21 protein-coding genes and 1 tRNA gene are annotated in these 22,140 nt (G+C 39.1%); 9 read left to right on the top strand and 13 right to left on the bottom strand.

What is annotated here, in order from left to right; genetic code table 11:
- Positions 1-78: 78 nt before the first annotated feature.
- Complete coding sequence (locus tag EI546_RS06855) at positions 79-1,269, bottom strand: lipoprotein N-acyltransferase Lnb domain-containing protein (protein WP_164905195.1); 1,191 nt, start codon at positions 1,267-1,269, stop codon at positions 79-81.
- A 122-nt stretch (positions 1,270-1,391) separates the two neighbouring features.
- Positions 1,392-2,465: a putative type IX sorting system protein PorV2 gene (locus EI546_RS06850; protein WP_458410624.1), complete on the bottom strand. Its 1,074-nt coding sequence runs from the start codon at positions 2,463-2,465 to the stop codon at positions 1,392-1,394.
- 217 nt (positions 2,466-2,682) lie between these two features.
- Here EI546_RS06850 and EI546_RS06845 point away from each other — a divergent pair, with 217 nt between their 5' ends.
- On the top strand, positions 2,683-3,441 hold the full coding sequence (locus EI546_RS06845) for a CDP-alcohol phosphatidyltransferase family protein (protein ID WP_128249850.1): 759 nt from the start codon (positions 2,683-2,685) through the stop codon (positions 3,439-3,441).
- Positions 3,442-3,477: 36 nt separating this feature from the next.
- Here the strand turns inward: EI546_RS06845 and lptB are convergent, their stop codons facing one another.
- From lptB to EI546_RS06825, 4 genes are all read right to left on the bottom strand, one after another.
- On the bottom strand, positions 3,478-4,218 hold the full coding sequence (lptB, locus tag EI546_RS06840; protein ID WP_128249849.1) for an LPS export ABC transporter ATP-binding protein: 741 nt from the start codon (positions 4,216-4,218) through the stop codon (positions 3,478-3,480).
- 151 nt (positions 4,219-4,369) lie between these two features.
- A complete protein-coding gene (locus tag EI546_RS06835) occupies positions 4,370-4,723 on the bottom strand; it encodes a carboxymuconolactone decarboxylase family protein (RefSeq protein WP_128249848.1) in 354 nt (117 codons plus the stop codon).
- Positions 4,713-5,540 (bottom strand): twin-arginine translocase subunit TatC, encoded by an 828-nt coding sequence (gene tatC, locus EI546_RS06830; protein WP_164905194.1) that lies wholly within the window; start codon positions 5,538-5,540, stop codon positions 4,713-4,715. Before tatC ends, EI546_RS06835 begins: the two co-directional genes overlap by 11 nt.
- Positions 5,540-6,505: a KpsF/GutQ family sugar-phosphate isomerase gene (locus EI546_RS06825; protein ID WP_128249847.1), complete on the bottom strand. Its 966-nt coding sequence runs from the start codon at positions 6,503-6,505 to the stop codon at positions 5,540-5,542. Before EI546_RS06825 ends, tatC begins: the two co-directional genes overlap by 1 nt.
- Positions 6,506-6,710: 205 nt before the next feature.
- Here EI546_RS06825 and recQ point away from each other — a divergent pair, with 205 nt between their 5' ends.
- Positions 6,711-8,903, top strand: coding sequence for a DNA helicase RecQ (gene recQ, locus EI546_RS06820; RefSeq protein ID WP_128249846.1), 2,193 nt, complete (start codon positions 6,711-6,713; stop codon positions 8,901-8,903).
- Positions 8,904-8,966: 63 nt separating this feature from the next.
- Here the strand turns inward: recQ and smpB are convergent, their stop codons facing one another.
- Positions 8,967-9,431 (bottom strand): SsrA-binding protein SmpB, encoded by a 465-nt coding sequence (smpB, locus tag EI546_RS06815; protein WP_128249845.1) that lies wholly within the window; start codon positions 9,429-9,431, stop codon positions 8,967-8,969.
- Positions 9,432-9,680: 249 nt separating this feature from the next.
- Positions 9,681-9,753 (bottom strand) — tRNA-Lys (locus EI546_RS06810).
- Between the two features lie 235 nt (positions 9,754-9,988).
- On the opposite strand from EI546_RS06810, the gene EI546_RS06805 reads away from it, so the two are divergent.
- Entirely contained in the window at positions 9,989-10,510 is a 522-nt protein-coding gene (locus tag EI546_RS06805) for a shikimate kinase (RefSeq protein WP_128249844.1), read from the top strand.
- On the opposite strand, the gene EI546_RS06800 is transcribed toward EI546_RS06805, so the two are convergent.
- Complete coding sequence (locus EI546_RS06800; protein ID WP_128249843.1) at positions 10,502-11,005, bottom strand: phosphoribosyltransferase family protein; 504 nt, start codon at positions 11,003-11,005, stop codon at positions 10,502-10,504. The two genes, EI546_RS06805 and EI546_RS06800, sit on opposite strands and share 9 nt — an antisense overlap.
- A 28-nt stretch (positions 11,006-11,033) precedes the next feature.
- Complete coding sequence (locus tag EI546_RS06795) at positions 11,034-11,423, bottom strand: RNA-binding S4 domain-containing protein (protein ID WP_128249842.1); 390 nt, start codon at positions 11,421-11,423, stop codon at positions 11,034-11,036.
- Between the two features lie 77 nt (positions 11,424-11,500).
- On the opposite strand from EI546_RS06795, the gene EI546_RS06790 reads away from it, so the two are divergent.
- The gene (locus tag EI546_RS06790) at positions 11,501-12,418 is read left to right on the top strand and encodes an FKBP-type peptidyl-prolyl cis-trans isomerase (protein ID WP_240673178.1); all 918 of its coding nucleotides are present in this window, start codon (positions 11,501-11,503) and stop codon (positions 12,416-12,418) included.
- A 94-nt stretch (positions 12,419-12,512) separates the two neighbouring features.
- Here the strand turns inward: EI546_RS06790 and EI546_RS06785 are convergent, their stop codons facing one another.
- Together EI546_RS06785 and EI546_RS06780 are read right to left on the bottom strand one after the other, a co-directional pair.
- Positions 12,513-13,466 (bottom strand): transketolase family protein, encoded by a 954-nt coding sequence (locus EI546_RS06785; protein WP_128249841.1) that lies wholly within the window; start codon positions 13,464-13,466, stop codon positions 12,513-12,515.
- Between the two features lie 103 nt (positions 13,467-13,569).
- Positions 13,570-14,451 (bottom strand): transketolase, encoded by an 882-nt coding sequence (locus tag EI546_RS06780; RefSeq protein WP_128249840.1) that lies wholly within the window; start codon positions 14,449-14,451, stop codon positions 13,570-13,572.
- Positions 14,452-14,815: 364 nt separating this feature from the next.
- Between EI546_RS06780 and tgt the strand changes: the two genes are divergently transcribed.
- From tgt to dnaB, 5 genes are all read left to right on the top strand, one after another.
- Positions 14,816-15,946, top strand: coding sequence for a tRNA guanosine(34) transglycosylase Tgt (gene tgt / locus EI546_RS06775; protein WP_128249839.1), 1,131 nt, complete (start codon positions 14,816-14,818; stop codon positions 15,944-15,946).
- Position 15,947: 1 nt separating this feature from the next.
- Positions 15,948-17,027, top strand: a complete 1,080-nt coding sequence (locus EI546_RS06770) for an LptF/LptG family permease (RefSeq protein WP_205649763.1) — start codon at positions 15,948-15,950, stop codon at positions 17,025-17,027.
- Positions 17,014-17,916, top strand: a complete 903-nt coding sequence (locus tag EI546_RS06765; protein WP_128249838.1) for a DMT family transporter — start codon at positions 17,014-17,016, stop codon at positions 17,914-17,916. Before EI546_RS06770 ends, EI546_RS06765 begins: the two co-directional genes overlap by 14 nt.
- A 55-nt stretch (positions 17,917-17,971) precedes the next feature.
- Entirely contained in the window at positions 17,972-18,925 is a 954-nt protein-coding gene (locus tag EI546_RS06760; RefSeq protein WP_128249837.1) for an acetyl-CoA carboxylase carboxyltransferase subunit alpha, read from the top strand.
- A 168-nt stretch (positions 18,926-19,093) separates the two neighbouring features.
- Positions 19,094-20,647, top strand: coding sequence for a replicative DNA helicase (gene dnaB, locus EI546_RS06755; protein WP_128249836.1), 1,554 nt, complete (start codon positions 19,094-19,096; stop codon positions 20,645-20,647).
- Between the two features lie 98 nt (positions 20,648-20,745).
- Here the strand turns inward: dnaB and EI546_RS06750 are convergent, their stop codons facing one another.
- The gene (locus EI546_RS06750) at positions 20,746-21,930 is read right to left on the bottom strand and encodes a hypothetical protein (RefSeq protein WP_128249835.1); all 1,185 of its coding nucleotides are present in this window, start codon (positions 21,928-21,930) and stop codon (positions 20,746-20,748) included.
- Positions 21,931-22,140: the final 210 nt, after the last annotated feature.

The raw sequence follows: 22,140 nt of genomic DNA, 5'->3' as shown, positions 1-22,140 counted from the left end.
CAATTCTAAAGTCCCTATCCATTTTTAAATGGATTTAAGAATAGTCTATATAAAACTGAGTTTTCTATAGACTATTTTTTATTTAGGGCTATGGGGATTTTTCAATATACTAAAAAGATAGATATAACGAACCGCAAGAGCTATAAGCAATGGCAACAGAGCAATAGCGAAGATCTGTACTCCGCTTATCCAATGGATTGCCAATAGTGCCAATAACAGAAGCAGAAGAAATACATATCTTTTAAGTAACGGTGAGCTTATCTTGCGCACAACGGCCACTGTTACACCTATAGAAATAGGGAACGCCCATAATAAATTGTAATTGTTTGCTGTAGCTGTATGGTCCGTAGCGAACCATAATAGCAGTAGAAACACACCAATCAATCCTGTGAAAAGGAAAATTATCCCATCGAGATATCTACTTCTTACCTTTTTCAGGTAATCTTTAAAAGTGATATAAATAATGAGAAGCGCAATTATTCCTAAAATAAATAAAGGACTACTAAGGAAATTAGATTGCGATGGCATGGGATTACTTTTGAAAAGAACTTTGGTAGCCTTTACTAGTGGTTCATTGGTATTGTCTCTATGTATAAAAGCGTGGGCAGCACCTTCATATATATAATTGGGAAGAAATTGATATTCTATCGGCTTGGCTTTTCGGTCTATTACTGCTCCTAAAGCTATATCAATACCCATACTTCCCCAGGTATTTGCATTTAAATTTTGCTGAATAAGATCTCTAAATGTCAAATTCTTTGGTAGATAATCGTCCGTGTATTCTAACTTATTACCCAACACTCTTTGAACCACATCCCGAATTTTGGTCGCGCAATTATCAAAAAAGAAGTCGTACTTATATTTTTTATTTTCAGGAAGTGCATTATTCCATAGAAAATCAGAGATTTCTTGTTTTTCAGTAGGGGTAAGATTTAAAACCTGTTCTTTTACCCATCTATTCTCGCTGACATATTGCTGAAAGAAGGAATTAAAGTAATCCACTCTTAGTTCATATAACAATTTTCCCTGGGCAAATTTGGTATAGAAATTTGGGGTCTCAAAGTCATATACTCCATAATTAAAGGCCACATCTACGCCGCTTAGGGAATCCTTAATTCTAAAAGCGCTGTGTCCGAACTTATCGTACAGCTCAGTGCCCGGTCCAATGGTAATAATACTTATTTCCGATGCTGGGGATAAGGAACCAAATTGAGCGTGGGAAATAAAACCGCTCAACAGAAAGAATAAAAGGAAAATTTTTTTTGTCACCGTTGTGATTATTAAGGTTTATTGCAAACAAAGTTGTTAAATAAATCCGATAGGAAGGCGTATTGGATGGTCCTTTTTCCTATCAAGAGTTTTAAATTATTAAAAGAGAGCGGAGAACGATTTTATCTAAATATGTTCCAATCCAATTTTAAGGAAAAAACATTTGAATAAAGCGCTACGCTTTGATCCCCTATATCCGTAAGCGCATAATCCACGTGTATTCCTTTGTATTTAAACCCTACTCCAATATTGGGCTGAAATCCTATGGCATCGCTACCGTCCAATTGTAGAGTATTTTGAAAGTTGCCCAAACCAGCGCGCACATACACCATTTCCAAATATCCAAATTCGAGACCCAATGAGGGCGTTATGCTTGCGAAGGATGTTGAAATTATATCATTTGTTTCGGCAAAACGAAAATTGAGATCCACTTCTGCCAGAAGTGTATAATCATAATGGAAAATGAAAGTTCGGGCTGCTCCAAGTTGTAATTTTGGGATGGTAATCTCGGTAGTTTCTGGCAATTCCTGATTTTGATCCATTACGGCTCCTTTGATATCCGCGAATTTATCTTCATCTATGGTCCAAGCATTAAAGGTCGTGGTAATGTCCCGAGCCATCAATCCGAACATCCATTTATCATTCTTAAATTGAATGCCAGCATCAAGTCCAAAACCCCAGGAGGAAGCGAAGTCGCCTATAATACGACGAATTACTTTTGCATTTACTCCATAATTAAAACCGTCCAGTGGTAATTTTCGGGCATAGGAAAAGGTGATTCCATAATCCGCAGTAGAAAAAAGACTAATCCGGTTGTAATCAATATTTCCCTGTTCATCAATCAGTCTGGTGGTATTCAAAATATCGTCAACACCAAAACGGATCACAGAAAGTCCTACTGCGCTCCGATCATCCAAGGGCATAGCAAATGCCGCATAATCATAATTGGCAATATTTGCAAAATAGGAAGCGTGCATCACAGACAGTTGCTTGTCTTCCAGATTGATAAGTCCTGCTGGGTTCCAATATCCCGAATTCACATCTGTGGTAGACGCTACAACAGCATTGCTCATTCCAAATGCCGCGGCATCTACGCCAATGTTCATAAACTCGTTTGAATATTTACGTACAATCTGCGCCTGAATGACGGTGGTAAGAAGAACAAAGGTAATTACAAGGAAGAGGTTCTTTCTCAAGCTATAAAATTTAGACAAATATCTCACTATTTTGTAGAATACTAAACTTTAAATTAACGGACATATTGTGCTTTGATGCCTTTGGACGGAAATACTTTGTTATTTTTACAGTAACCTTTGCAGAGAGAATAAACGAAGTTGAAATATTTACTTTTGGCTACTTTATGCAAATCCCTTTAAACATTCAAAAAGAGAACCTTTAAACCACTTTTTTCAAATGAAAAAGCAAATTCCAAATTTTATCACTTCACTCAATATTCTCTGTGGAAGTATAGCGGTACTTTTCGCAGTTTCGGGGAATTTAATAGTGGCTTCCGTTTTTGTTTTCTTGGGAATCTTCTTTGATTTTTTCGATGGCTTGGCGGCCCGATCATTGAATGCACAAAGTGATATTGGCCTTCAGCTCGACTCCTTGGCCGATATGATTACGAGTGGCTTGGTGCCCGCAATAGTTATGTTCCAATTGTTGAATTTGGCATTTTTGGGAACCATGCAAAATCTTACCGACGTATTTTCTTCCCAGGGATGGAATGTAGGTATAAAGAATTACCTACCCCTTATAGGGCTATTGATAGTGGTCGCATCCGGATATAGACTGGCGAAGTTTAATGTTGATACACGACAGACTTCAGGATTTATTGGTCTTCCTACTCCGGCAAATACATTGCTGATATTGAGCCTTCCTTTAATTTTGGAATATCAGTTTTCGGAGGTTGCGGAATCCATTATATTAAATAAATGGGTGCTGATTGGACTTACCGCGGTGAGTTGTATTCTTCTTAATGCTGAAATTCCTCTGTTTGCACTAAAATTTAAAACCTGGGATTTTAAGAGTAACGCGGTTCGCTATGTATTTTTGGCCCTGTGCATTTTATTCTTGATAACCTTAAAGTTTTTGGCCATCCCAATAATAATCTTAATGTATATTATACTTTCTTTAACCTGGAAGGTGCCTGAAAAAAGGATAATCTCATAATTTTAAATAGGAAGAAGTGAGAGTTGATATTGAAGTTTAGAACTCCAATTTCTTCTTTCTAAGTTCAAAATTTTGTCCCAGATAAACTTTTCTCACCATTTCATCTGCCGCCAACTCTTCTGGAATTCCGTGTTTTAGTATACTTCCCTCAAACATAAGATAGGTGCGGTCGGTAATAGCAAGTGTTTCCTGAACGTTGTGATCGGTAATTAGAATTCCGATATTTTTATTCTTCAATTTTGCGACAATTCTTTGAATATCTTCCACCGCCACCGGATCCACGCCCGCGAAAGGCTCATCCAGAAGTATAAAATGTGGATCGGTTGCCAAAGCGCGCGCGATTTCTGTTCTACGTCGTTCACCTCCGCTTAATAGGTCCCCTCGATTGGTGCGGATATGGTTCAATCCAAATTCGTCCAAAAGAGATTCCATCTTTTCTCTTTGTTCCTTTTTTGTTCGTTTGGTAAGTTGAAGTACACTTAATATGTTGTCCTCAACACTCAGTTTTCTAAAAACCGAAGCTTCTTGTGCTAGATATCCAATACCATTCTGCGCACGTTTATACATTGGGTATTTGGTAATTTCTTTTCCTTCTAAAAATATTCTTCCACCATTCGGCTTGATAAGCCCCACAATCATATAGAATGAAGTGGTTTTCCCAGCGCCGTTAGGTCCAAGCAGACCTACAATCTCACCTTGGTTCACTTCTACCGTAATGCCTTTTACAACTTTACGTCCCTTGTATGATTTAATTAGGTTTTCGGCTTTAAGCTTCATTCATATTGAAATTTAGGTGAATGCAAGAATAGGAATCATAACTTTTGAGTTTATTTGACCGTAAATTTTTACCAATTTATCTACTCATTTCCCCGAATCTTTCATTCTTGTGGAAATTTTTCCTGCTCTTTCTATCTTACGAATATATTAATTATTTATTTTTTTCATCCAAAGCCTCCCAATATTCAAAAGCTCTTCGTAAGTGTGGAATTACAATGGTTCCTCCTATTAGCAGGGAAATACTCATTCCCTCGACGACTTCCTCTTTTGTCAGCCCCAATTTATAACATTCTTCTAAATGGTAGCGAACGCAGTCATCACATCTTAATACCAGTGAGTTCCCTAAGCCGAGCAATTCCTTGGTCTTCTTCGGAAGTGCGCCTTCCATATAAGCATTGGTGTCCAAATTGAAAATACGCTTCAAGATCTTATTATTGTCCTCAAGCATTTTATCGTTCATTTTTAAACGATAGGCATTAAATTCATCAACGATATTATGCGACATTTTTTTGCTCTTTCTTTTGATTCCTAATAACAATTTTTGAAATATAGATACTTACTTCATATAAAATAAGGATCGGTATTGCCACGATAATTTGGCTGGCAACATCTGGTGGAGTGATAATTGCCGAGACCGTCAGCACGATTATCAATGCAAATTTTCTGTATTTCTTTAATATTTCGGGAGTCAGTAAACCGATTTTGGTAAGAATATATATTATGATAGGTAATTCAAAAATGATACCACTTGCCAATACTGAAGTTCGCACCAAGGAAATATAACTGTCCAGATCAAATTGGTTGATTACTTCCTCGCTTACCTGGTAGCTTCCTAAAAAGTTGATAGAAAGCGGAGTGATAATATAATAACCGAAAAGAACTCCCAAAAAGAATAGCAATGAGGCTATTAGAATAAATCCTCTGCTCGTTTTTCTTTCCTTCTCTTTAAGGCCCGGGCTTATAAACTTCCAAAACTCATATAGAATATAAGGGAACGCGATAATTATTCCCGCATAAATGGAAGTCCACATATGGGCGGAAAATTGACCTGACATTGTCCGGCTCTGAATACTGAACGGCATTTCCTGAAAACAGAAGGAATCCATTCCCAAAGAACGAGAGACATTACAAAACAACCTATAAGTAGCAAAATGCGGCTTACTGGGACCAAATATTAAAACATCGAAAATAAAGCTTTTAAATATAAAGGCCAAGACTGCCACAATCACAACGGCGAGAGTGGAACGGATCAGGTGCCAACGGAGTTCCTCTAGGTGGTCCAAGAAGGACATTTCTTTTTCTGGGGAATTTTCCTTTTTCATTAAATTATTCCTTCCTTAGTGAGATTGTGAATATGGACAACCCCACAATATTTACCATTTTCTTCAGCCAGAATCTGAGTAATCCCGTGAGAATCCATCATTTCCATGGCTTCTACTGCCATAGCATTGTTATCGATTCGCTTCGGATTTTTTGTCATAATATCTTTTGCTGTTAGGCCTGAAAAGTTATCAGTCCTTGTAAGCATTCGTCTTAGATCGCCATCGGTAATAATGCCTACAATGTTTCCGTTCTCCACAACCGCGGTAACCCCCAGCATTTTTTCAGAAATTTCTACAATTACTTTTTTCAAATCCGTATCAGGACATACCTCAGGTTTTTCGTTCAAAGTAGTGAGATCGCTCACCCGCAAATACAGTTTTTTGCCCAAGGAACCTCCCGGATGGAATCTTGCAAAATCCCTACTTGAAAACCCATGAAGATCCAATAGGCACATTGCCAGCGCATCACCAATTACCAATTGGGCAGTGGTACTGGTGGTTGGGGCAAGATTATTTGGACATGCCTCTTTTTCAACGTAGGCATTTAGTACAAAATCTGCTTGCTGGCCTAAAAATGAATTTAAGTTTCCGGTAATTGCGATTAGCTTATTGCCCACAGATTTTATTAGGGGCACCAAAACTTTTATCTCTGGAGTATTTCCACTTTTCGAAATGCAAATAACCGTGTCATCCTCTTGAATGGTTCCAAGGTCTCCGTGAATAGCATCTGCGGCGTGCATAAAAATAGCAGGGGTACCTGTGGAGTTTAAAGTGGCGACAATTTTTGTTGCAATATTGGCACTTTTACCTATTCCGGTAATGATCACTCTGCCTTTGGATTGAAAAATACATTCGGTTGCTCCCGCAAACTCCTCGTTTACTAAATGCGCTAGGTTGGCAATTGCCTTACTTTCAGTTTCGATAGTCTGCTTGGCTATGGAAATAATTCTTTGCTGCTTTTCCAAAATTTAAATGCTTTCTATTGTTTGTAACTGTTTGGGAAATGAGTATATTTAGAATTGAAATAAATTCGATATAAAATATTATGGGCAGTGATGCGTTTTCTAAAGATGCAGATATCCCAATAAGGTTGCAAAATTACGATTGTTTTACTCAAAACAATATATTGGGCAACTTAATCTTTAATTTGAATAACAAAAATAAAATCAAGTGGCAGAATTAGATCTGTATGCATCCTTAAAAAAACATTTCGGTTTTAGTCGATTTAAAGGATTGCAAGAAGAAGTAATAAAGAGTATTCTGGCCGGAAATAACACTTTTGTTGTAATGCCAACAGGAGGTGGGAAATCCCTTTGTTATCAGCTCCCCGCTCTAATGCAAGAAGGAACTTCTATCGTTGTCTCCCCATTAATTGCTCTTATGAAAAATCAGGTAGATGCGTTGCGCGCTCTTTCTTCGGAAGAGGGTGTGGCGCATGTGCTCAACTCTTCCTTAAATAAAACCGAGGTTAAACGGGTTAAAAGCGACATCGCCAGTGGAATCACCAAATTACTGTATGTGGCTCCCGAATCCTTGACTAAGGAAGAATATGTGGAGTTTTTAAACAATCAAAAAATTTCCTTTTTGGCAATCGATGAGGCACATTGCATAAGTGAATGGGGCCACGATTTCCGACCTGAATATCGAAACCTGAAAAGCATAATCAAGCGAATAGGTGATGATATTCCTATTATCGGTCTTACCGCAACTGCTACTCCCAAGGTTCAGGAAGATATTCTGAAAAACCTCGGAATGCCAGATGCCAATACTTTTAAAGCGTCTTTTAATCGTCCCAATCTTTATTATGAGATACGTCCGAAAACCAAAAATGTTGATTCGGATATAATCCGTTTTGTAAAACAGAATGAAGGCAAGAGCGGTATTATCTATTGCTTGAGCCGGAAGAGAGTTGAAGAACTTGCCCAGGCGCTCCAAGTTAATGGTATAAAGGCGGTTCCATATCATGCCGGACTCGATAGCAAGACCAGAGTGAAGCACCAGGATATGTTTTTAATGGAAGATGTGGATGTAGTAGTGGCTACGATTGCTTTCGGAATGGGTATTGACAAGCCCGATGTGCGATTTGTGATCCATAATGATATTCCAAAATCTATAGAGAGTTATTATCAGGAAACCGGTCGTGCCGGTCGAGATGGTGGAGAGGGTCACTGCCTTGCTTTCTACAGCTATAAGGATATAGAGAAGTTGGAGAAGTTTATGAGCGGAAAACCTGTTGCCGAACAGGAAATAGGTCACGCACTCTTGCAGGAAGTTGTAGCTTATGCTGAAACTTCCATTTCGCGACGGAAATTTATTCTCCATTATTTTGGGGAAGAATTTGACAATGCTACCGGTGAAGGAGGAATGATGGATGATAATATGCGCTTTCCGAAGAAAAAAATTGAGGCACAGAGCGAGGCCAAGAAACTACTCGAGGTAGTGCAAAAAACCAACCAGCAATATAAATCCAAGGAAATAGTGAATGTGATGGTGGGAAAGGTAAATGCCCTAATAAAATCGCATCGCACCGATGCTCAAGCCTTTTTCGGCTCAGGAGCTGGACATGAGGCGTCCTACTGGACCGCACTCCTGCGACAGTTATTGGTGGCAAGGTATCTAAAAAAGGATATTGAAACCTATGGGGTCATTCATTTAACCGAAATGGGAAGAAAATTTATCGAATCTCCTTCCTCATTTATGATGACCGAAGATCATTCGTTTAAAGATGCCAATGACGACATTATTGTTTCCGCGTCGCAGGGAGTGGAAAAAGCAGATGAAAACCTCTTTAAGTTACTAAAAGCAGAGCTTAAAAAAGTTGCCCACAAGCTGGAATTGCCTCCTTTTGTTATTTTTCAGGAACCTTCGTTGGAAGATATGTCTCTGAAATACCCAATAACTATGGAGGAGCTTGCAAACGTTCATGGAGTAGGCGAGGGGAAAGCTAAAAAATATGGAAAACCCTTCTTGAAACTTATCCAGGATTATGTAGAGGAAAATGATATTATGCGTCCTGAGGATTTCGTGGTAAAATCTACGGGAACCAATAGTTCTTTAAAACTATATATTATCCAAAACGTGGACCGGAAACTTTCCTTACCAGATATCGCCAATGCCAAGGGAATTGAAATGCCTGAGTTTATAAAGGAAATGGAGGCTATTGTTTACAGTGGAACAAAATTGAATATAGATTATTGGATAGACGAGATTTTGGATGAGGACCAGCAGGAAGAAATACACGATTATTTTTTGGAAGCCAAAACGGATGAAATTGAAGTGGCCCTTGATGAATTTGATGGTGATTATGAGGAGGAGGAGCTACGTCTCTATCGTATTAAGTTTATAAGCGAGATCGGAAATTAAGAAATAATATTTCAGTTTTTCACTTTTTTATTTTTAGGAAAAATATAAAAAGCGTTCAGCCACCTAGTTGTTGAACGCTTTTTTAATGCTGTCCAATCTTCGCTTGCTATCCCGATCTTTTATGGTTTCGCGTTTATCGTATTCTTTTTTCCCGCGGCAGAGTGCTATATCCAATTTTGCCAAGCCTTTGTCATTGGTGAAAAGAAGAAGTGGAATAATGGTCAACCCTGTATTTTTCACTTCCTTTTCCAACTTTTTAAGCTCACTTCTATTCAATAGTAACTTTCGCTCGCTTTTGGGATTATGGGTGAAATTGCGGGCATGGCTATATTCCTGAATGGTCATGTTTATAACGAACAGTTCATTGTTGCTAAACTCACAAAAACTCTCCGCTATAGATGCCTGTCCTTCCCGGATGGCCTTTATTTCGGTTCCGCGCAGCACAATTCCTGCAGTGTAAGTACTCAGTATCTCATACTCAAACTTTGCCCTTCGGTTTTTGATCTTAACGTTTTTCTGTATTGCCATACTGCAAAAATAGAATAATTATTCTGGAGAAATCGAAAATGGAATCTAAATGGAAAAGGCAGGAGGGTTTTGATTGAGGAAATGAAACCAGGCTTGGGTTTTAGTCCTTGTTACTCTTATTCGGTCGGGTTATTACTATGTACGTGCAAGCAAGACATACTCTTACGTATGCTTGAAACTTCGCGACCCGCTCAATGTCAATTCCTTTTTAAAACAAAAAAGTCCCAACCGTTAAGGTGAGACTTTTCGTGACCTGGCTGGGGCTCGAACCCAGGACCACCTCCTTAAAAGGGAGGTGCTCTACCAACTGAGCTACCAGGTCAATAATTTTTTGAACGCTTCCTGCGAGAAGTTTTGAGTACTTGTTCGTAGGAGGGTGCAAATATACTATCATTAAATTTATATTTCAAAACGAAAATCAATTAAATTTGAAGAAAATTCAAAATCCTTGAAATTCAGAGCCTGAGGGTTGATGTTTTTATATTTTTACCCGCTGGCTATCTGGAGGTTGTACGGAATCTGATTGTAAAAAGGGGTTTTAAAAGTTTTTTCTAAATATGAAAGTTGTCTTGATCGGTTATATGGGAAGTGGAAAATCTTCCGTGGGAAAATTAGTAGCAAATCTTTTGAACCTTCCTTTTAAAGATTTGGATGATGAAATTCAGAAAGCAGTGGGAATGCCTATTTCTGAAATATTTTCCAAAAAAGGAGAAATTTATTTCAGAAAAGTTGAAAACGAGACTCTTAAGAATATTCTGGCTTTAGACGAACAATATGTACTCGCTACGGGTGGAGGAACCCCGTGCTACGGCGATTCCCTTTCCGCAATGCTGAACACCCAAGGCGTGTCTATCGTTTATTTGAAAACGCCTCTATCCATACTAACGGACAGACTAATTTCTGAAAATAAGTTAAGGCCATTGGTCGCTCATTTAAAAACGAGAGATGAAATGATGGAATTTGTAGGGATACATCTCTTTGAGCGTTCGCACTTTTATAATCAGGCAGAATCAGTGATTGAAACTGGAGAAAATTCTCCCCAAGAGGTGGCCCAAAAGGTTGTCGCCAGTTTATTCTAGGATAGCGCGATCATTGTCACCATCAAAAATGACGTTTATATTCTCATTTAGGGAGGTAGAAAGAGAAATACCTTTGAAATCGGCTTTTACCGGATATTTTTTATGGTTCCGGTCCACTAGCACCGCTGTCTTAAATTGCTTTAATGGCACTTCCAAAAAATGTCGTACTCCGTAGATGAGCGTGGTACCAGAGTGTAGCACATCGTCCACCAACAATAGGGATTTATTTGTATATTCTTCAGGAGTAAGAGACGTGGTAATGGGATTTATGGGATTTTTCTTGTTGATAATCACCTCACACAATTGGACTTTTATTGGAGAGATCTTTTCTACTTCCGCCTTTAATTTTTCAGCTAGAATGAACCCGTTCTCTTTGATTCCCGCAATAATCACTTCCGATTCACCTACATTGGTTTCATAAACTTGATAGGCCATTCTTTTTATTTTATGGGCAATTTGGGTGTTGTTTAAAATGAGGGAATCTAGCTTTTGCATAACGGATTAGTGTTTTGTTCAAAGATAATTAAAGCGCATCGCTTTCGGGTTTTTCGGGGTCGGTAAAATCTTCCAGGTCCCTTCGGTCTTTTTTGGTGGGTCTTCCCACACCTTTTTTTCGATAATAGGTTTTGGCGTACTCCAGCATTTCATTAGTTTCAAAGGCTTCTTTAGGGGTAACATCCTTACGGTATATATCGACAAGTTTCGCTCCAACGCGGCTTTCAGGTATGTCCAAGACTTCTATTTGATAGGTGATTTGGTTCTTCCGAAGTGAAATGGAATCACCGGGATAAACTTCCCGGGAAGGCTTAACAATATCGCCATTGACCCTTACGGCTCCTTTTTTGCAGGCTTGGGTAGATATATTGCGCGTTTTCTGATAACGTATGCACCATAAATATTTATCCACTCTCATAAATGTAATCCTAAAAACAACGTTAATAGCTTGTACAAAAGTAACCGAAAATTGTATCTTGCGCCCTCAAATTATTGATGATGATCAGAATTAAATATGGTTTCGCTTTATTGGTGATTTTCTTCGCCATAACAGTTTCTTGCAAAAAGGATGATGATGTGGAACCACCAATTCCTCCAAGAGACCGTGGGGAAGAAGCAATTAGAGCACAGGCCGAAATTGAAGCCTTTTTAGAAACGCATTTCTATAATTATGAGGATTTTGAAACAAATCCAAACTCCAAAATCGTTTTTGATACCATTGCTGGCGATAATGCAGATAAAACTCCATTGATGCAACAGGTTACTTTCAAGAAATTTAAGGACGTGTATGATGCAAGTGTGGAATACAAACTGTATTATTTAGTGGTGCGAGAAGGAGAAGGCGATAAACCTCATTTTTCTGACTTTACTACCAATACTTACGAGGGGAGAACTTTGGCACTAAAGATGTTTGATAATGCGGTTACTCCTATACGCCTCAATTTGGTTGACGATAAAACTACTGCTGGAATAATTAGGGGTTTGCAAATGGCTTTAATTGAATTTAGAGGAGCTTCAAACGTAACTTCTAATCCTGATGGCACTTTAAATTTTGAAAATTATGGGATAGGGGCAGTTTTCGTTCCTTCTGGATTGGGTTATTACCAATATCCGCCTGGAATAGGAGGAATAAAACCATATGAACAATTAATCTTCACTTTTGAATTGTTTTCTCGTGAAATCGCGGATCACGATGGCGATGGAATTCCGTCGTATATGGAAGATTTGAATGACAATAAATATTTAATGGATGACGATACCGATGGTGATGGAGTGCCGAACTATTTGGATAATGATGATGATGGTGACCGACGTTTAACAAAAGATGAAATTATTGTTCACGAAGATGGAACCTTGGAATTTCCCGATAAAAATGGAAACGGAATTCCAGATTATCTGGATCCGAGCATTTAATATTTGAATTGGATTCCAACTTTAAAAGCATCAATAAAAATGCCCCTTTCATTACGAGGGGCATTTTCGTTTTATACAATAATTAGGTAACTTTTTATTTACGGGCAATTACCTTGTTTACTGCATTTACAATTGCAGAGGCATTGAGACCGTACTTATCCATTAATTGTTCGGGCGTTCCAGATTCTCCGAAGGTATCTTGTGTGGCAATTAATTCCTGCGGAGCTGGATGTTGGGTGGAAAGCAATCTAGCAACGCTTTCACCTAGACCACCTAGGAAATTATGTTCTTCGGCAGTAACTACACAGCCAGTTTTTTTAACGCTCTTCAAAATTGCTTCATCATCCAAAGGTTTGATTGTATGAATGTTAATTACTTCTGCATGGATTCCCTTTTCAAAAAGCGTTTCTGCTGCCTGCAATGCTTCCCAAACTAAATGACCTGTTGCGATTATGGTAACATCGGCTCCTTCCTGAAGTAAAACTGCTTTTCCTATTTGGAAATTTTGGTCTTCAGGAGTAAAATTGGCGACTTTTGGTCTTCCAAAGCGAAGATAAACAGGACCTTCATAATCTGCAATGGCGATTGTCGCAGCCTTGGTCTGATTATAATCACAGGTGTTTATAACCGTCATTCCCGGAAGCATTTTCATCAAGCCGATATCTTCCAGGATTTGATGGGTAGCTCCATCCTCGCCCAATGTTAATCCAGCGTGGGAAGCACATATCTTTACATTTTTTCCACTATAGGCAACACTTTGGCGGATTTGATCGTAAACCCTTCCTGTAGAAAAGTTTGCGAACGTACCCGTAAAGGGTATTTTTCCACCTATGGTCATTCCTGCAGCCATTCCTATCATATTGGCCTCGGCAATTCCTACTTGGAAGAACCGTTCTGGATGATTCTTTTTAAAGTCGTCCATTTTTAAGGATCCTGTGAGGTCGGCACAAAGCGCCACGACATCTTCATTCTTTTTTCCCAGTTCAGTCAACCCATCCCCAAAACCGGAACGAGTGTCTTTTTTGCCAGTATCTGTGTATTTTTTCATAGTCATTGCGCGCGTAGGCGGGCATCTTTTTTTCTTCCTAAGATCTCCTCGGAGAACTATTATGGAATTATTTTTAAATATTTTTATCTTCCCCTTTAGAGGGCTAGGGGTAAATCCTAATTGAGGGGCTAGGGGTGGGACTAATAATCCCCAAAGTAACCGGGTTCTGCGACAATGCATTTTCCAACTGCTGATCGTCTGGAGCCTTGCCATGCCAGTCGTGGGTATGCATCATAAAGTCCACTCCATTGCCCATTACCGTGTGCAATAAAACACAGATAGGTTTTCCGCTTCCCGTCTTTTCTTTTGCTTTTTTCATTCCGGAAATAACTGCTTTCAAATCATTTCCGTTTTCAATATCCATAACATCCCATCCAAAGGCCTCGAATTTCGCTTTTATATTGCCCATAGGGAGAACATTGTCTGTAGATCCATCAATTTGCTGTCCATTTAAATCTACGGTAACAATTAAATTGTCCACGCCATTTCCAGCGGCATACATAATTGCTTCCCAGTTTTGACCTTCCTGCAATTCCCCATCACCGCATAATGTATAAACCAAGTGATTGTCTTTGTTGAGTTTTTTTGTTAGTGCAGCGCCAATAGAAACTGAAATTCCCTGTCCCAATGAGCCTGACGCAATACGAATTCCTGGCAGCCCCTCGTGAGTAGTCGGGTGACCTTGAAGTCTGGAATTAAGAAGCCTAAACGTATTGAGCTCTGATACGGGGAAATATCCCGATCTAGCCAAAACGCTATAGAAAACCGGAGAAATATGTCCGTTGGAAAGAAAGAAAATATCTTCATCCTTACCATCCATCGCGAAGGAATCCTTTCGCTCAAGAATTTCATTGTAAAGAGCTACAAAAAACTCCGTACAACCCAATGATCCTCCCGGATGCCCCGAGTTTACTTTGTGTACCTGTCTTAGAATATCTCTTCTCACTTGGATTACCAAATCTTCAAGAGCCTTATAATCTGCCATAATGTGTTTAATTTTCGATGCCAAAAGTAAGGTATTAAGCTTGTTGCGCAAAGTCCCTGGCGTCGCTTTTATTAACGATTTCAAGCTTTTGTTAACATAAGTTACTTCCAAAGAATAAAGCTAAAAGTTCCTGCTTCTATTTGTCATCGCACATCCATCATCCTAAATCCTACGTTCTTCATCCGTCATCCGTCAACAAGCTAAGGTCATCCGTCATCCGTCCTCACTCATCCGTCATCAAGCTTCGGTCATCCGTCATCTAACATGCGTCATCTAACATTCTTTACAATTCATAATTCCTCTCTCGATAGGTATTGAGACTTAATTATTAAAATTATCTTTGCCCCTCGATAAAAATTTCTGAATGCACTTTAAACTACACGCTACGGATGTTCAAAGCGATGCTCGCGCCGGAACCATCACCACCGATCATGGGGTAATAGAAACTCCAATTTTCATGCCGGTAGGTACGGTGGCAACCGTAAAAGGTGTTCACCAACGAGAGCTGAAGGAGGATATCAATCCCGATATTATTTTAGGGAACACTTACCATTTGTATCTCAGGCCACAAACTCCTATTTTGGAAAAAGCTGGCGGTCTTCATAAATTTATGAACTGGGACCGGAATATCCTTACCGATAGTGGGGGATATCAGGTTTACTCGCTTTCGGCAAATAGAAAGATTAAAGAGGAAGGCGTAAAATTTAAAAGTCATATTGATGGCAGTTACCATGTTTTCACACCCGAGAATGTAATGGAAATCCAGCGGATAATAGGTGCAGACATTATCATGGCATTTGATGAATGTACACCGTATCCGTGTGACTATAATTATGCCAAGCGTTCAATGAAAATGACTCATCGATGGTTGGACCGGTGTATTAACCATCTTGAAAAAACGCCCTTAAAGTACGACTATGATCAAACCTTTTTCCCGATTGTCCAGGGAAGCACCTATAAAGATTTAAGAAAACAATCCGCTGAATATATTGCTTCAGTCGGAGCTGAGGGTAATGCCATCGGTGGTCTTTCCGTAGGGGAACCGGCGGAGGAAATGTATGAAATGACAGCCGTAGTTACCGAAATTCTTCCCAAAGACAAACCGCGTTATTTAATGGGAGTTGGTACACCGGTAAATATATTGGAAAATATTGCGTTAGGAATTGATATGTTCGATTGTGTAATGCCCACACGGAATGGCCGTAATGGAATGCTTTTCACTTCCGAAGGAATAATAAATATCAAAAACAAAAAGTGGGAAGCGGATCTTTCTGTAATAGACCCCCAAGGGATTACGTGGGTTGATACGGAATATAGTAAAGCCTACCTGCGCCATCTTTTCACCGTAAATGAAATGTTGGGAAGGCAAATTGCTACCATTCACAACCTTGGGTTTTATTTATGGCTAGTGCGCGAGGCAAGAAAGCATATATTAGTAGGAGATTTTGCATCTTGGAAAAATACAATGGTCAAAAAACTAGATCAAAGGTTATAAAATGCTGAGCATACTGGATAGATATATATTACGACAATACTTAGGCACTTTCGTCCTATTGTTGTTGCTTTTTATTCCAATTGGTATTACCGTCCATCTCGCTGAAAAAATTGATAAAATCCTCGACAATGAGGTGCCTTTAATCGAGGTGATGAAGTATCTGTACGATTTTACCATTTACTTTGCCAACCTGCTCTTTCCTTTGTTTCTTTTTTTATCCGTAATCTGGTTTACCTCCAAGCTTGCCAACAATACGGAGGTTATCGCCTTTTTGAGCAGTGGGGTTTCTTACTATCGTTTTTTAAGACCTTATATTATTGGAGCGACGATAGTCTGTATTGCCGCCCTGGTTTTCAGTATGTATCTGGCGCCAAAAGCCAGTAAGGGTTTCAACGAGTTTTCCTATGAATATCTGAAAAAGGGAAAACTAGATCGCGATCAAAGCAATGTTTATACGCAGATAAACGATAACGATTACATATATGTTAGCTATTTCAATTTAAAGGATAATGTGGGAAGTAATTTTACTTTGGAACATTTTGAGGGAAATGAAATGACCTACAAGATTGCCGCCACCCAAATAAAATACAACGAAAAGGATAGCACATATACGCTATTCAATTATACGAAAAGAAAGATTGGTGAAACATCTGATATTCTTCAAAAAAGTCAGCGATTGGATACCGTTTTTTCCTTTGATCTTGAAGACCTTACTCCTGTAACATATATTGCCGAAACTCTCAGTTTTACAGAATTAAACGATTTTATAAAAAAGGAAAAGGCTAGAGGATCCTCTAACATTGGTAGATATGAAGTGGTACGTTACAAGCGGTGGAGTTTGCCCGTTTCCGCATATATTCTCACCATTATTGCCGTCGCAGTTTCTTCGGTAAAAAGAAGAGGAGGGATGGGAGTAAACCTCGCTATAGGAATAGGGATTGGGATGGTATTTATCTTTTTCGACAAGGTTTTTGGGACTATGGCAGAACAGAGTTCCTTTTCCCCTTTTATAGCTACTTGGTTCCCGAATATCGTCTTTGGGATTTTAGCAATTTACCTGTTAAGAAATGCGAAACGATAAGCTTCTTAACTACCTCCATCTCCATTTTATAGTTTTTATCTGGGGTTTTACAGCTGTTTTAGGTGCGCTGATTTCTCTTGAGGCCATCCCACTCGTGTGGTACAGAATGCTTTTGGCAACGGGTTTTGTATTTTTATTTTTAAAATTTAGAGGAGAGAATCTGAGGTTTAGTCTTAAAACCCTTGCAGGTTATGCTTTGGGTGGAATCATTATCGCTCTTCATTGGTTAACCTTTTTTGGGGCCATAAAAGCATCAAACGTATCCGTTACGCTGGCTGTGCTCTCAACTGGAGCATTTTTCGCATCCCTTTTGGAACCGCTTTTCTATGGCAGAAGGATTATTCTGTACGAAGTGTTGTTCGGCTTAATAGTAGTCGCCGGACTCTATATTATTTTTGATGTGGAAGCCTCTTATGCACTTGGGATTGGTTTGGCCCTGTTATCAGCGTTCTTAAGCGCCCTTTTTTCCGTAATTAATGGGAAATTTGTTCAAAGACAGAAAGCTTCTGCCATTTCCTTTTACGAGTTGTTATTTGGTGTATTTGGAATAACAATTTTCCTTGCAGCCACGGGTAGATTCACGACCGAGTTCTTTACTGTCTCTGCACACGATTGGATTTATTTGGGTATATTGGCCTCTGCCTGTACCGCATACGCATTTATTGCTTCTATCCACGTGATGAAATGGATTAGTCCATATACGGTTATGCTTACTATCAATATGGAGCCGGTATATGGAATTATTTTGGCATTGTTAATTTTAGGCGATTCCGAAAAAATGGGACCTCAGTTTTATTATGGGGCTATCATTATCTTACTGACAGTCATTACCAATGGGATTATTAAAATAACCCAAGAGAGAAAACGAAAAAGATTATCAAAGACCTAAGCGCAAAAATTTTATCTTTGTGCATCAAGCAAAAAAAATATAAAGGGTAATTATTATGGAATATTTAGACTTTGAATTGCCTATTAAGGAGTTGCAGGAACAGTATGAAAAGGCGTGTCTTATTGGAACTGAGAGCGATGTGGATGTGAGCAACACCTGTAAACAGATTGAAAAGAAGTTAAAAGAAAAAAAATTAGAGATATATAAAAATCTTACCCCGTGGCAGCGAGTTCAACTTTCACGCCACCCGGAAAGACCTTACACCATGGATTATATCACCGCAATTTGTGGGGATTCTTTTCTGGAACTTCATGGCGATCGAAATTTCAAGGATGATAAAGCTATGGTCGGCGGTTTGGGTAAAATTGGGGAGCAGAGTTATATGTTTATTGGCCAGCAGAAAGGTTACAACACCAAAACTCGGCAATATCGAAATTTTGGAATGGCAAACCCAGAAGGTTATCGAAAAGCATTGCGATTAATGAAGTCTGCTGAAAAGTTTGGTCTTCCGGTTGTCGCTTTTATCGACACCCCTGGAGCCTATCCAGGTCTCGAAGCAGAAGAAAGAGGGCAAGGTGAAGCCATCGCCAGAAATATTCTTGAAATGACTCGGCTTAAAGTACCCATTATTGTAGTAATAATTGGTGAAGGAGCCAGTGGAGGTGCACTGGGAATTGGTGTCGGGGACAGAATCCTGATGTTGGAGAATACTTGGTATTCCGTAATCTCTCCGGAAAGCTGTTCCTCTATTTTGTGGAGAAGCTGGGAATTTAAGGAGCAGGCCGCTGAAGCTCTGAAACTTACAGCTGCTGATATGAAGAAACTTAAGCTTATTGATGAAATTGTAAAAGAACCTTTGGGAGGTGCGCACAGTGAACGCGAAAAGACTTTTTCGACAGTTGCATCGGCAATTGAAAAGACATATAATGAATTAAAAATCTTATCCCCAACCGAATTAGTGGATAAACGGATGGAAAAATATTTGGAAATGGGAACCTTTAAAGGCTAGAGATAACAAATTCAAACACTACCACCAATCCGAAGTTCGTGCTTCGGATTTTTTAATGCCTTATCAACAATATTTTAGAGTTGTCAACAGTTAGAATGTTGATGACCTGTTAATAGAGAGTCCGAAAAAAACATGGCTTTCTGCTAACATTTTCTTTACATTCGCTCAATGGAAAAAATTAAACCCCAAACAAGTTTTTCAACTCGCAGTTCGCAGGTCATTTCGCTCGAAAAGGGCAAAATACCACCTCAAGCCATTGATTTAGAGGAGGTTGTTTTGGGTGCTTTAATGATTGACAGAAAAGGAGTCGATGAAGTCATCGATATTTTGCATCCTGAAGTTTTCTATAGACCCGCTCATCAGTACATCTTTGGCGCCATTTACGAGCTGTTTGAAAAAAGCCAACCGGTGGACTTATTAACCGTTTCTTCGCAACTTAAGAAGGAAGGGAAATTGGACCTTGCAGGAGGGGAATTTTACCTTATACAACTAACCCAGAAAGTATCCTCATCGGCACATATTGAGTTCCATGCCCGCATTGTTCTTCAAAAATATATACAGCGAAGTCTGATTAAAATTTCAAATGAAATTATTGAGGCTTCCTATGATGACGGAACCGATGTATTTGATCTTTTGGACAATGCCGAAGCCAAACTTTATGAAGTAACTCAGGGAAATATTAAGAAATCTTCTGAAACTGCCCAAGATCTTGTTATCCAGGCCAAAAAGCGGATTGAGGAAATCGCTAATAAAGAAGGACTTTCAGGAGTGCCTTCCGGATTTGCCAAATTAGATGCACTTACTTCTGGTTGGCAACCCAGCGATTTAATTATAATCGCCGCTCGTCCCGGTATGGGTAAAACTGCGCTAACGCTTTCTATGGCGAGAAATATTGCTGTGGAACATAATATTCCCGTTGCATTTTTCTCCTTGGAAATGTCGTCGGTCCAGTTAATTACGCGATTAATATCTTCTGAAACCCATTTAAGTTCCGAAAAGTTGCGGACCGGGAATCTCGAAAAACATGAATGGGAACAGTTGAACGTAAAGGTGAAAGGATTGGAGAAAGCTCCCCTTTTTATTGACGATACACCTTCACTTTCTATTTTTGATCTTCGTGCAAAAGCCAGAAGACTTTCCTCCCAGCACGGAATTAAACTTATAGTTATTGACTACCTACAGTTGATGACTGCGGGTGGAAGCCAAAAGGGTGGAAACAGGGAGCAGGAAATTTCTACAATTTCCCGAAACTTAAAGGCTCTTGCCAAGGAATTGAATATTCCGGTTATTGCTCTATCCCAACTTTCCAGAGCAGTGGAAACCCGTGGAGGAAGTAAGCGGCCATTGCTTTCCGATCTTCGAGAATCGGGTGCAATTGAACAGGATGCCGATATTGTTTCCTTTATTTACCGTCCTGAATATTATAAGATTGATGAATGGGATGACGAAGAACATACACCTACCGCCGGGCAGGCCGAATTTATAGTTGCCAAACATAGGAATGGTGGATTGGATGAAATTCGTCTGAAGTTTATCGGAAGTCTCGGTAAATTTGAAAGTCTCGATACCTTTGAAATGCCCACGGAAATATATTCTCGTATGAACGACGCCGCCAATGACGATACCTTCAAAACTAAAAACCTACCTTCTGCCAACGAAGCTTTCGGCAGTTCAATGAATGATGATTTCTCTATCCAAGATGATAGCGATGTTCCATTTTAATTGATTATTTCCGATTAATAGATAATATTCTTGGTTATCATAAAACTTTGGTTTTTGATTCCAATTTGCTTCTCAGTTTAGATTCTAGGCTCTAGACCCTAATAGACCGAATTATCACTCAATATTTGCTTAAAACGGGCCTTAATATCTGTTCCCGCATCAAAAACCATTTGCTCATTGTTGGGGAATGGGACAAATCTATTGCCGGTCATTTGTTTGTCCTCGATTGTCAATGCCCGTTGATCACCCCGGTACTTGGCAAAGCTATTTTGAAAAATAAATTCGGTTGAAAGAGGAAAGCTATTCACTTCCCGATTTCTCCTTAAATCTATGTAAACCACAGTGCCACCGACAAAAACTTTCTTTTCTTGGGTCGTAATGGTAACTGTTGCTGTTACATCCTTAAACCGATCCACAGTGATGGGGTTTCCTAAACTGTCTTTAACAATATTTCCTCTTCTGTCACGACGATAGTCTGTTCCATCCTTTACAGAAGCCTTGCGCGTATATTGCTTTTCTGATATTCGCTCCGGTGAAATCTGTATATTCTGAAAATTGAGATTTATTCCAGCATCATAATTAATTCCCATTTCTTTTTTATTGTGGTATTCCGTCCAGAAATCATCTAGGTCATAAGTATTGAAATCTAAAAGATCTCTTTCCAATCGCAACGGAATCATTTGATTGGTGTGATTATTAACACGGACCAAAACAAAATCCATACCTTGGAAATGATAATCCTGTTTAAGTTGATCTACGTTTTTGTAATGGGGTTGAACCTCCTCCAGTTCACATAAAATATTATAGGCGCTCCTAAAATCAGATTTTGTATTTAGTTTTCCATATACTTCGGCTTCCTCATATAGCGACTTTACATATGCATCCTTTGATTTTAATAAATCACCGCTAAAGTCTGAAAACACAAAATTCGCATTCCGTCCCATCTCTTTACTATAAAGAGGCAAGAGCGGTCGAATCAATTTTTGTCTAGCTTCGAGATCGAGATATGTGTAATAAATCTCCTTGGCATTTTGCAGGTTGTTTCTTTTTGTAAGAAAGCTAATTCTACGCAAATCCTCTTCATTTGCCTTTAAATATGCCTCCTCCAAAATGCGGATATGCGCATCATATTCCTTGGCATTTTTGTCCTTCTTCAATTTTTTTGTAGCCAAGGAAATGGCCTGATCATAATCCCCTCGAGACACAAGCTTCTGGGTCCGCTTAACGCTGTTGCAGGAAATACTAAAAAAAGTGACAAAAAGTAAAAGGTAAAAAGCCTTCATAACTAAAATATTTGGTTAGAAAGGCTAAAATACAATAGTGGTGCCAATTTTCAAGCATTATCCAGTAATCAGTAATCAGAAATCAGTGTTAGTAATTGGTAGTCACTAGCTAGTAGTCAGTAGTTGGTAGTCGGTATGGGTCGACGAGTATCAGTTTAAAACCTGAAACCTGATACTTTGAACCCGAATCTTCGAACCTGGACCTTGCAA

Source organism: Aequorivita sp. H23M31, assembly GCF_004022485.1.
Classification (GTDB): domain Bacteria; phylum Bacteroidota; class Bacteroidia; order Flavobacteriales; family Flavobacteriaceae; genus Aequorivita; species Aequorivita ciconiae.
Note: the sequence above shows the minus strand (reverse complement) of the source record. Positions and strands in the feature narration are given on the sequence as shown.